Genomic DNA, 12,135 nt, shown 5'->3' on the forward strand with positions numbered 1-12,135 from the left:
ACTGGCGAGGCTGCTCCTGAGGTTTGTCCTGTTTGTGATCATCCAAAGGCTCACTTCCAGGTTCTGCCAACCAACTATAAATAAAATGTACGCAAAAAACTCCCGACCTGAGTCGGGAGTTTTACTTTACAAAGAAATATGAAATTATTTCTTTTCCTCTTTTTTCTTCTTGGCTTCCTCACGGGCTTTTGCCTTTTCAGCGGCGTTCTTTGCCTTGGCTTCAGCCTTTTCGCGCTCATTCTTTTCCTGCTTGCTCTTGGAATAATCAACGCTCATGCTGGCCATCTTGTGCTTGAAGGCCATAATTGGATGCTTAAACATCATGCCTGTGCTGGAAGCACTCATAATCTCGTTGAACATCTTGTTGTTCTTGTCACCGAAGCACTGAATCTCACAGCGGTCACAAATCGGCTTGGTGATGCCGTAAGGACAACGGTTCATTTTGGTCATAACGGTGGCCAGCAGGGCTGTACATTTTGGACACAGCTTCTCGCTCTTGGTACCGTGATTTTTGTTGCAATAAACTCCAAAGGACTTCTTGATGCTTTCCTTTTCCTTTGGGATGTTGTTTTTTATTTCAACTGGTTTTTTCTTTGGTAAAAATCTGTCAAACATACCCATAAAATGCGAACTCCCCTTGTGTGAAAAATAGACGTAACCATATACGATTTTAATAGTATTCTTCACTAAATGCAAGTCGTAATAAAAATACTTTGCATTGATATACCGTTTAAGTTACAATTACACTAAGGATTAGTGGGAGGTTTTGTAAACGTGAACATCGATTTATCTAATATGGATATGGATGATGGTCAGGGGGAACGCCTGCTTCGTGATGCCTTTAAGCAGAGTATCGAATCAATGGAAGGCAGTAAAGGCCAGATCTTTGAGATATACGAAAATACCAAGGAGGACGTAGAGTCCACCAGGAAAATGCTGCTGGAGCTGAAGGAACAGACACGCAGGCTCCAGGACGAAGTGGATGAGCTGGTGCGTCAGGAGCAGAAGGAGAAGCAGAAGCTGGTTCAGGTCAGCGGCAACTTTTCCAATTATTCCGAGGACCGTATTCGTGCCAGCTATGAGGCTGTTAAAACTGTCCAGGTAAAGTTGGCCATTGCCAAGGAAAAGGAATATCAGACCCGCCGTCAGCGTGACCGTCTGGAGTTGCGCCTTTACAGTATGGAGAAGACCCTGCACATGGCGGAGACATTGGCTACCAAGCTGGGTTCTGTTATTGGTTATCTCACTTCACAGCTCAGTGATGTGGTAACCCAGATGGAAATCGTATCCAAAAACAAATTTCTGGGAATGCAGATTATTAAGGCACAGGAAAATGAGCGCCTTAGGGTTTCCCGTGAGATACATGATGGTCCTGCCCAGGAAATGGTCAATCTAATATATCAGGCTTCCGTGGCTGAGCGTCTGGTGGATACCCGTCCAAATGAGGCCAAGGCAAATTTGCAGGAGCTGCGCCGTCAAATCCGTACCTGTCTGGCGGATGTCCGTCAGATTATATTTGACATGCGTCCAATGACCCTGGATGACTTGGGACTTATTCCGGCTCTTAGACAGCTTGCCAAAAAGCTGGGTGAGCGGGAGGTTTTGAATGCAGATTTGCAGATTGACGGCAAGGAGTACAAATTCGACAACCATGTGGAGGTAACCATTTTCCGCATTGTGCAGGAGGCCCTGAACAATGTTCATCGCCATGCCGGTACGGACCATGCCACTGTGCGGATGCTGTATACAGCAGATCATCTGGCCATTATGGTTTCCGATCAGGGAAAGGGCTTTGATGTGGATGAGCTGGCGGAGGAGCGCCGTAATCCATCAGGAGATGGTCACTTTGGGGTTATTGGCATGGAGGAGCGGGCACGTATTATCGGTGCAACTATTTCCATTTCCTCTGAGCCGGGAAAGGGCACCAGAGTGAATATCAAAATGCCATATCCACAGCCAAGATGATCTAGGATATTTATTTTATGTTTGAAGATACCAAATTGGATAATAATTGGAAACTTAATCAAAATGAGGCGCCGATTTCTGAAGCAATGGATAAATATGCCAGGGACGGCGCCCTTGCTTTTCATACCCCGGGCCATAAACAGGGGCTGGGAGCCCATTCCCGACTGAAGCATCTTATTACTGAGGAAGGGCTGAAGCAGGAGGTTTCCCTTATGGAGGAGCTGGATGACCTCCATGAGCCCTCCGGGTGCATAAAACAGGCGGAAGCTCTGGCAGCAGAGCTTTGGGGCGCAATGGATACCATGTTTATGATAAATGGTACCACCGGGGCTATCCATGCCATGATTTTGGGTACATTACAGCCCGGTGACAAGGTGCTGGTTCCCCGAAATGCCCATCGTTCCATTATTGGGGGTATAATTTTGGCAGGGGCACAGCCAGTGTATATAGTTCCGGAGATTATGGAAGCCTTGGGAATAGCTGGTGCCTTGTCAGTTGACGTGGTTCGTAAGGCGGTGGCGGAGAATCCTGATGCCATGGCCTTAATCGCGATATATCCCACATATTACGGAATGGCTGGGGATTTGCAGGCAATAGCAGATATTCTTCATGACCACAATATGTTGCTTTTGGTGGATGAGGCCCATGGTGCCCATCTGAAATTTGCCAGTCATATAGAGGGGATGCCACGTCAGGCCCTGGATTTGGGAGCGGATGTGGTGGCCCAGAGCACCCACAAGGTATTGGGCAGCTTGACACAGACCTCCATGCTTCATATTGGAAGTCACCGGGTATCCCGTGATAGAATCCGTGAAGGGGCGGCATTGCTGCAGTCCACTTCTCCCAATCAGCTATTGCTGGCCTCCTTGGATATTGCCAGACTTCAAATGGCCACAGAGGGCAGAAAACGGCTGGAAAGGGCAGTGGAGCTGGGAAGCTGGCTGCGGCAGGAGATTAACAAAATTCATGGCCTATACTGTGTAGGGGATGAAATACTGGATTTATCAGAAACCATGAGGCTGGATAGGACCAGAATAACAGTTAATTTAACGGGAATAGGGCTGGCAGGGCCGGAGGCGGAGTTTATTTTGCGCCACCGGTACAAGGTCCAGTGCGAGCTTTCAGATAATAATAACCTGCTGTTTATTATTTCCATGGCAGATACAGAGGAAACTGCCCACCGACTTTTGGAGGTGCTGAAGCTCCTTGCGGCAGGACATGGCAAGGAAAAGACAGATAAAACGGTGGTGCCTGTGGATTTGTTTACTGCCAATGAGGTGGCAGTAAGCCCAAGAGAGGCCTTTTACAGAGCTCGTGAAAGGGTAAAATTTGCAGAAGCAGCTGGCTGTATCGCTGCAGAGACAGTGACCTTCTATCCACCGGGAGTTCCTGTATTGTGCCCCGGGGAAAGGATTACAGCGGAGCTTATTGAGGCTGTTCAGAAACAGCAAAGGGCAGGCATGAGAGTGGTTGGCCCTGGGGACTGCAGCCTTGAATATATACAGATTATTGGAGGTTAACCCAAGTGGCAAAGGGAAAGCTTATTACAATAGAGGCCGGGGACGGCTCCGGCAAGGCAACCCAGACCAGGGCGCTGATGGAGCATCTTTCAAAGGATGGATATAGAGTAATAAAGGTGGAATATCCTGATTACAAATCAGATTCCTCCGCCTTGGTGAAAATGTATCTGGGGGGCGAATTCGGTGAACACGCCGAGGATGTGGATGCCTATGGTGCCTCCACCTTCTTTGCTGTGGACCGTTACGCTTCCTTTCATTTGAACTGGAAGCAGGCCTATGAAGAGGGTTCCATTATTTTGGCAGACCGCTATACCACCTCAAATATGGTGCATCAGGCGGTGAAGTTGACAGACCCAACAGAGCGGGAGGACTTTCTCGCTTGGCTGTGGGATTTTGAATTTGGCAAGCTGAAGCTGCCGGTGCCTGATGTGGTGGTATATCTTGATATGGATCCGGAGGTCAGTGACCGATTAATTAATGAACGGGCAGCACATAATGCGGACCGTAAAAAGGATATTCACGAAAAGGACACGAATTATCTCCATAGATGCCATGATGCCTACAACTGGGTGGCTGACAAATACGGCTGGAAAAAAGTTGTGTGCAGTGTAAATGGTAAGCCAAGACCTGTAGAAAGCATTCATGATGATGTTTATCGGGCCGTAAAACCACATTTAAAGTGAATATATTATGAGCAGTGGAATGGTGGCTTTCACGCCGTCACGGCACTAAAACTTTTTCTTGCTTTTATATAGTGAAAAAAATCATAACTCGCTTCGCCCTTGGAGGGCTTGCTCAAACAGATGATTTTTTCCACTATAATTAAGGTAGAGCAACAAAAAGTTTCTTAACGCACCGTGACTAAATGTTCAATCCACCATACCACTGCCCATAATAAAAAATAAATTATTTTAGCATAACGAAGGGAAAATATGATAAAAGAAGTATTAGTAGTCGAAGGCAAAATGGACGTGGTGGCCATCAACAAAGCTGTTGAAGCTGACTGCATCATCACTGAGGGCTTTAACTTAAAGCCAGCTTGCCTTGATTCCATAGAAAAAGCATATAAAAAGCGGGGCATTATCATCCTCACGGACCCGGACAGTGCCGGGGAGCGTATCCGCACCTATGTTACCCGCCGTTGCCCAAATGCCAAACATGCCTTTGTGCCGGTGGAGGATGCCACAGCCAACAACGATATAGGCATTGAGCAGGCCTCCCCGGAGGCCATACGCAAGGCCTTGGAAAAGGTACGCACATTAAATTGGGAGCCCAGCAATGAATTCACTGGGGCAGACCTTATAAAGGCCGGTATCAGCGGCGGTGATGGCGCCAGTGAGCGACGGGCCAGAATGGGGGCCCGTTTGGGTATCGGCTATGCCAATGCCAAAACATTTTTAAAAAGACTGAACCATTATGGTGTCACCAGAGAAGAATTTGAGGCGGCTCTGGCTGAGGAGGGAGATAATAAATGAGCCTTGATATAGATAAGGACATGAATAGCGAGATTCACAGTGAGAAAAAGCTGAATCTCAATGGACTGAAAACCACCATTGCCACTCCCAGCGTTACCCGTCATATCATGAAAGCCTTTAATCTCCGTGCCAGCAAACGCCTGGGCCAGAATTTTTTGGTGGATGCCAATATTGTTCGTGGTATTGTGGATGCCGCCGGGGCAAAGCCGGGGGATAAGATTTTGGAAATCGGTCCTGGTATTGGTACCTTGACCCAGGGACTGGCAGAATCCGGGGCGGATGTTACTGCCGTGGAGCTGGATAAAAAGCTGCCCGCTGTTTTGGCGGAAACTCTGGCTGGCTATGACAATGTTCGCATTGTGCCGGGAGATATTTTGAAGGTAAATATTCCTGAAATTATGGGTGATGGTCCCTTTAAGGTGGCGGCAAATCTGCCATACTACATCACCACCCCAATTTTGATGGAGCTTCTGGAAAAGCATCTGCCCATCAGTATTCTTGTTACCATGGTGCAGAAGGAAGTGGCTTTTCGCATGATTGCCAAGCCTGGCAGCAAGGCTTATGGGGCCCTGTCGGTGGCAGTGCAGTATTACACCAAGCCACATATTGCCTTTGATGTACCGCCACGGTCCTTTATACCGGCTCCGGAGGTGGATTCCGTGGTTATCGTCTGCGATGTACGGGAAAAGCCGGCGGTGGAGGTAAAGGATGAAAAGATGTTCTTTAAGGTGGTAAAGGCAGCCTTTGGACAACGTCGAAAGACTATTGCCAATGCCATGAAGGGAGCAGGCTTCACCAAGGATGCCATTGAGGCCGCCTTTAATAAGAGCGGTATCGATAGCGGCCGCCGTGGTGAAACCTTTAACTTGAAGGAATTCGCCGCATTGGCCGATGCGCTGGTGGTAAGTAATCTGGTATAAAATTTATTGTGGGCTAGTGCTGGTAGCTTTCACGTCGTCCCGGCACTAAAACTTTTTCTTGCTTTTATATAGTGGTAAAAATCATAACTCACTTCGCCCTTGGAGGGCTCGCTCAAACAGATGATTTTTTCCACTATAATCAAGGTAGAGCAAGAAAAAGCTTCTTGACGTACCGTGACTAAATGTTCAATCTACCAGCACCAGCCCACACTCAGGATAAAATGTAATATACTAAATATTTGTTGTGTAAGTATATGTAGGAGGGATTTTTTATGAGCGCTTTTGAATACGCACCACAGGGAGTATGCTCCCGCCTTATGAAATTTGACATTGAGGACAACAAGATTCACAACCTTAGCGTCGTAGGAGGCTGCAACGGCAACCTTCAGGGCATCGGCAAGCTGGTAGAGGGTATGGATATTGATGAAGTTATCAGCAGGGTAGAAGGTATCCGCTGCGGTGCCCGTCCAACCTCTTGCCCGGATCAGCTCTCCAAGGCCCTGAAGCAGGCAAAGGAGCAGCTGTAATATGATTTATGACTGTCATTCCCATACGGAATTTTCTTCCGACTCGGAAATGAAGGCAGAGGATGCCATTGAAGCTGCCCGTAAATTGGGTATAGGCCTCATATTTACGGAGCATTACGATTTTGATTACAAAGAGTCCAAGCACTACAAGGAGATGGACTTCCTTTTTGATGCCAAGAAATACTGGGAATGCTATGAAGCTCTTAGGGGAGAAGCACTTCTGCTGGGTGTTGAGGTGGGACTTACCCCCGGCAGTATTGAGGCCAACAGAAAATTTATCAACGAGGTGCCCTTTGATCAGGTAATTGGCTCCATTCATGCCATCGACAAGCTGGATATTTACTATCCTGAGTATTATGAAGGCAAGAAGAAGGAACAGGCCTACGGGCATTATCTGGAAACCATGGCAGATATGGTGAAGGCCAACCCGTATATTGATGTGCTGGGACACATTGATTACATCTGCCGGTATTCCCCTTATGAGGACAAGGAAATTGGATATCGGGAGTATCACGATCTGGTGGATTTGGTGCTGATGAATGTGCTGGATACGGGAACAATAATGGAGCTGAACACCCGCCGCTTAGACAGCAAGGCAGTGGCGGAGTCATTGCTGATGATTTATGCCCGGTACAAGGAGTTAGGTGGCCAGTATGTGACTATCGGTTCCGATGCCCATAAGGCGGAAAATGTGGGCATGAATTTCAAAATGGCCCAGGATATGGTGGAGTTCATTGGGCTAAAGCCAGTGCATTTTAAAGAGAGAAAAATAGAGTACAGTAAGTAATAGAGTGCAGGGGTTGCCATCTGTAGCTGTGCTACGGCACTAAATTTTTCTGAGCTATAGTAAATAGCTGAAAAAGTCAAAACTAACTCTGCATTATACTCAACCACTTGACTTTTTAAGCTAAAATTAAGGAATGCTCATAAAAATTATTAACGTACCGCATCCCAATGCTCCATCTGGCAGTCCCTGCACTTATTGAATTAGTATTGGCGTAGGTGGCTGTTGGCGTGAACCACAATAGTTACCTGCGCCAGTTATTTATTTAGAGAATGAGTGTTTTACTTGTTCTCTTTTTTTTTGCTTGGTATAATAAAACGATGTGGTAAAATCCACACTATATGATTTTGAAAAGAGGACTATTTAAATGCGCATTAAACGCAAGCGACGTAGGGATTATACCCGTGTATATATATTGGCGGCTGTGGTTTGCACCTTTTTGGTGGCGGCCCTGGCCCACTATTTCCTTGACAATAAGGACGCTCCGCTTCACCCTGCAGTTTCTGAGGCAGGCATTGAGACCAATGACGATGTACTTCATATTATGATTATGGGCGTTGACAGGCGCAGTGACGATTCGGGACGCAGCGATACCCTTATGGTGCTGACGGTGAATAAGAAAAACGGCAAGGCTGAGCTCATGTCGGTGCCTAGAGATACCAGAGTAAATATTGAGGGCCACGGCTACGATAAGATAAATCACGCCTATGCCTATGGCGGTCACAAGCTCACCCGCAGTACCGTGGAAAAACTGTTGGGTGTACCTATGAACTACTACGTACTCATAGACTTAAGCTCCTTCGAAAACATTATTGATGCCCTTGACGGCATTGATATTGACGTGGAAAAGCGAATGTATTACGAGGATCCTTGGGATGACAACGGTGGACTTGTGATTGATCTGTATCCCGGTATGCAGCACATGACCGGGGAGAAGGCTATTCAATATGTACGCTTCCGCGATGGCGAGGGTGATATTGGCCGCATCAGCCGTCAGCAGCATTTTATGAAGGCAGTTATGACCAAGATGCTGCATCCTTCCACCTTGCCGAAGCTGCCGAAGATTATTGAGGTTATCAGCAAGACTCTGGAAACTGATATGCCACTTTCGGAAATGCTATCCCTTTCCCAGCTTTTGCCACAGGTTCGTGAGCAGGGCCTGGAGTCGGAGATGATTCCTGGTACGCCGGCCTTCCTTGATGATGTAAGCTATTGGCTCCCTGATATTATGGGGCTTCGTGAAATGGTGGCTGAGGAGATGGGCAAGGAGCTGGATGATAGTGCCCGTCAGACTGCCGAGGCAGAGAAGAAAAAATACGAGGAGTCCCTGCCAAAGGGTATTGTAAGTCTTACAGAGGGGACTGTGACCAAGAAGGGTAAGGATGACAAGGGCAAGGATAACAAGGAAAGCAAGTCGGAAATTCCAGAATCCGAAAAAACAGATAAAAAGCCTGCCAAAAAGGCAGAGGGCCCAGGACAGATTGCGGTGCTGGTTATCAATGACAGTGGTGTCAACGGTGCCGGTGCCAAAATGGTAAATAAGCTTATGGCTCAGGGCTTCAATGTTACCGGCGTGGATACGGGAAACAAGAGTGACCGCGAACACACCATTATCGTTACGGATGAATCCAATGTAACCTGGTTTTATGGCATGCCATTTCCATGCACCATTATGGACGGTGCTGATCCTATGGAGGCCGTGGTTTACGTGGGCAAGGACTTTGAGTGATTTTTGAATAATTTTGAGTGCAAAATAGAAAGGAACGCAGAATAAGCGTGGGAACAATAAAGGTTACAGGCCTGTCCAAGGCCTTTGGTATAGACGAATTATTTAACGACGTGAGCTTTGAGATAAAGCGGGGCGAGCGTGTGGGCTTTGTGGGGGCCAATGGTGCCGGTAAGTCCACCTTGATGAAGTGCCTTTTGGGCAAGGATGAATACGACAAGGGGACCATATCCATTGACCCGGTGGACACCATAGGCTATGTGGAACAGCAGGCGGATATGGAGGTTAAGGGGACTCTCTATGAGGAGCTGAAAAGTGCCTTTGCCGACGTAATGGCCCTGGCTGCCACCAAGGAAGCCCTGGAGGCGGAGCTGGCCAATACCCATGATGAGGAAAAGCTGGCCCAGTACGGCCGTATTGTGGAGCGGTTTGAGCACATGGGGGGCTATGATTTTGAGAGCAGTATCCGTCGCACTGCCTTTGGGCTCGGCTTCACCGAGGAGGATTTTGACCGCAGAGTTGAGCATTTTTCCGGCGGCCAGCGCACCCGTGTGTGTCTTGCTAAAGCATTGCTGAGGGAGCCGGATTTCCTCTTTTTGGATGAGCCTACAAACCATTTGGATATTGAGATGATAGAGTGGCTGGAGGGCTTTTTGCAGAGCTACACTGGTGGCGTGCTGATTATTTCCCATGACCGTTTCTTTTTGGACAAGGTAACGAACCGTATTTTTGAAATTGAAAACAAGAGCCTTACGGCTTATGAAGGCAATTACTCCTACTACATGAAGGTTAAGGAGCAGCGTCGGGCTGCCCAGCTGACAGCCTACGAAAAGCAGCAGGAATACATAAAAAAGACAGAGGATTATATTCGAAAATACAAGGCTGGTATTAAATCCAAGCAGGCCCGGGGACGTCAGAGCCAGCTGAATCGTCTGGAACGCATCGTTAAACCGGCGGAAACGGCGGCCTTTAATTATTTCGCCTTTAATGCCCCGGCAGAGTGTGCCCAGCGGGTGGCTGAGCTGGAGGACATTTCCTATAAATTCCCGGATAAAACCCTTTTTGAACACGTTGATGTGCTTATCAGAAAGGGAGATGGCGTAGCCATTGTGGGGCCTAACGGAGCGGGCAAGACTACCCTCCTTCGCCTTTTGGTGGGAGAGCTGGGATCTCCAACGGGACGACTGAAAATTGGCTCCAGAGTAAAGATTGGCTATTTTTCCCAGCAGCATGAGGGGCTTCACATGGAGCGCACAGTGCTGGATGAAATGCTTTACGAATACGGCCTTGATGAGGAACAGGCCAGAAGATATTTGGGGGCGTAGTTGTTCCGGGGGAATGATGTATTCCGTATTATCGGGGAGCTTTCCGGTGGTGAGCAGTCCCGTCTTGCCTTCTTGAAGCTGATGCTGACGGGGGCAAACTTTTTGGTACTGGACGAGCCTACCAACCATCTTGATATTCCTGCCAAGGAGGCTGTGGAGGAGGCCTTGTCCACCTTCCCGGGAACCTATATTACTGTGTCCCATGACCGTTATTTCCTCGATAAGGTGGCCAACTGTGTGTTGGAGCTTTCTGATGGGAAGCTGACAGAATATGATGGCAATTACAGCTATTATCGGGAAAAGAAGGAAGAAGAGGCCAAGGAAGCGGCGGAGCTGGCTGAGAAGCAGGCGGCAAAGGACCGTATAGCCAGTGAAAAGGCCAAGGCGGAGGCTAAAGCCCAGGCAGAGGCGGAACGGGCCAAGGCCAAGGAGCAGCAAGCCAAGGCTGATGCCAAAAAGGGTGCTATCCAGAGCATGAGTGACGATAAGCGGGCTCAGCTGATACACCGGGCAGAGGCCCAGATTGCCACCATTGAGATGGATTTGAAGAATTTGGAGCTGACCATGAACAGCCCGCAGATTCAGGCGGATCCGGAGCAGAGTGTGGAAATTGCCCAGGAGTATGAGGCCAAGACCAAGGAACTGGACGAGTGGTACGAGAAGTGGGAGCAGCTAACTGAGGTGTAATAAATGGAAGAACTGCAGGGTTCCGTAGAAAATATAATATTTGCCAGTTCTGACGGACGCTTTAGTGTGTTTCGCCTGCGTCCGGATGGACAGCGGGGAGTGGTCACTGTTACGGTGCAGATGGAACCACCGCTGCAGGGACAGCAGCTGGAGCTGAAGGGCTACTGGGTGGAGCATCCCCGCTTTGGACAACAGTTTAAGGCTGAGCACATGATGGTGGCGGCCCCCACCTCTTTAGAAGGGATAGAGCGATTTTTGGCCAGTGGTGCCATTGATGGAGTGGGCCCTGTTAACGCCAAACGCATAGTGGCCTATTTTGGCGGTGATGCTCTGGAAATCATTGAAAAGGCCCCTAATCGCCTTAAGGAGGTCAGTGGCATTGGTGCCAAGACTGCCAAGAAAATTCACGATTCTTACATGGAAAAGGCAGAGCTTCGTCAGATAATGATTTGGCTGGAGCAGCATAATGTTTCGGGAATTTATGCGGGAAAGATATATGCCCAGTATGGTTCCTTCTCGGTGGAAGTAATGGAATCCAATCCATATCGTCTGGCACGGGAAATTGATGGTGTGGGATTTGCCACATCTGATGCTATTGCAGCGGGAATTGGAATGCAGCCGGATGATCCGGTTCGTGTTTCGGCGGCTCTGGAATTTCAGCTTCAGCGCATTTCACTGTCCGGTCATTGCTGTGTGCCGGAGAATCTGCTGGTGGACGAGGTGGAAAGGGCCCTTGGGATTCATCGTGATACTATCTGGGAGGTGCTGAAGCAGGATTTGGCTACTGGCGTTCTTGATCAGGAGGTGGTGGGGGATAATATTCTGGTCTATCCGGAATACCTCTATCAGGCAGAGGTGGAGACAGCAGAGCATTTGCTGTTTTTGCAAAAGAAGGCTAAGCCAATAAATGTAGGCAATTCCCTGAAGCTGGTGGAAAAATGGGAGCTGAATACGGGGATTGCTCTTGCCGATAGACAAAAAGAGGCTATACAGGGGGTACTGGAACATGGTATCTTTGTATTGACAGGGGGGCCAGGTACAGGAAAGACCACTGTTATTCGGGGTATGATAGATATGCTGGAGGCCCAGGGAATGGAGATTATTCTGGGGGCTCCCACAGGTCGGGCGGCAAAGCGGTTAAGTGAAGCCGCTGGGCGAAAGGCGTCCACTATTCATCGTATGCTGGAGGCTCAAGGGGGAGATTCC

General features: G+C 48.4%; 11 protein-coding genes and 1 pseudogene. 11 read left to right on the forward strand and 1 reads right to left on the reverse strand.

The annotated features are described in order from the left end of the window. Positions 1-84: rubredoxin-like domain-containing protein (locus ACKI5G_RS04005; RefSeq protein WP_407397887.1), on the forward strand; the 84-nt coding region annotated here is incomplete at its 5' end. Between the two features lie 60 nt (positions 85-144). Here ACKI5G_RS04005 and ACKI5G_RS04010 read toward each other — a convergent pair. After that, complete coding sequence (locus ACKI5G_RS04010; RefSeq protein WP_407397869.1) at positions 145-621, reverse strand: nitrous oxide-stimulated promoter family protein; 477 nt, start codon at positions 619-621, stop codon at positions 145-147. Between the two features lie 153 nt (positions 622-774). On the opposite strand from ACKI5G_RS04010, the gene ACKI5G_RS04015 reads away from it, so the two are divergent. From ACKI5G_RS04015 to ACKI5G_RS04060, 10 genes and pseudogenes are all read left to right on the forward strand, one after another. Next, positions 775-1,965: a sensor histidine kinase gene (locus tag ACKI5G_RS04015; RefSeq protein ID WP_407397871.1), complete on the forward strand. Its 1,191-nt coding sequence runs from the start codon at positions 775-777 to the stop codon at positions 1,963-1,965. 17 nt (positions 1,966-1,982) lie between these two features. After that, positions 1,983-3,485 (forward strand): aminotransferase class I/II-fold pyridoxal phosphate-dependent enzyme, encoded by a 1,503-nt coding sequence (locus ACKI5G_RS04020; RefSeq protein ID WP_407397873.1) that lies wholly within the window; start codon positions 1,983-1,985, stop codon positions 3,483-3,485. 5 nt (positions 3,486-3,490) lie between these two features. Next, on the forward strand, positions 3,491-4,168 hold the full coding sequence (locus ACKI5G_RS04025) for a dTMP kinase (protein WP_407397875.1): 678 nt from the start codon (positions 3,491-3,493) through the stop codon (positions 4,166-4,168). A gap of 249 nt (positions 4,169-4,417) precedes the next feature. Continuing rightward, a complete protein-coding gene (gene rnmV, locus ACKI5G_RS04030; protein WP_407397877.1) occupies positions 4,418-4,960 on the forward strand; it encodes a ribonuclease M5 in 543 nt (180 codons plus the stop codon). Positions 4,961-4,980: 20 nt separating this feature from the next. Then, positions 4,981-5,880, forward strand: coding sequence for a 16S rRNA (adenine(1518)-N(6)/adenine(1519)-N(6))-dimethyltransferase RsmA (rsmA, locus tag ACKI5G_RS04035; protein ID WP_407397889.1), 900 nt, complete (start codon positions 4,981-4,983; stop codon positions 5,878-5,880). Positions 5,881-6,152: 272 nt separating this feature from the next. After that, entirely contained in the window at positions 6,153-6,407 is a 255-nt protein-coding gene (locus ACKI5G_RS04040; protein ID WP_407397879.1) for a TIGR03905 family TSCPD domain-containing protein, read from the forward strand. A 1-nt stretch (position 6,408) separates the two neighbouring features. Further along, positions 6,409-7,194 carry a histidinol-phosphatase HisJ family protein gene (locus tag ACKI5G_RS04045; protein WP_407397881.1) on the forward strand — a complete coding sequence of 262 codons (786 nt, stop codon included), beginning with the start codon at positions 6,409-6,411 and terminating at the stop codon, positions 7,192-7,194. A 364-nt stretch (positions 7,195-7,558) separates the two neighbouring features. After that, complete coding sequence (locus ACKI5G_RS04050; protein ID WP_407397883.1) at positions 7,559-8,920, forward strand: LCP family protein; 1,362 nt, start codon at positions 7,559-7,561, stop codon at positions 8,918-8,920. 47 nt (positions 8,921-8,967) lie between these two features. Further along, a pseudogene (locus ACKI5G_RS04055) lies at positions 8,968-10,929 on the forward strand (ABC-F family ATP-binding cassette domain-containing protein). Between the two features lie 3 nt (positions 10,930-10,932). After that, positions 10,933-12,135 (forward strand): helix-hairpin-helix domain-containing protein (locus ACKI5G_RS04060; protein ID WP_407397885.1); only part of this gene is annotated, 1,203 nt, incomplete at its 3' end.

Origin of the sequence: Anaerovibrio sp., assembly GCF_045637405.1 — a bacterium.
GTDB lineage: Bacteria > Bacillota > Negativicutes > Selenomonadales > Selenomonadaceae > Anaerovibrio.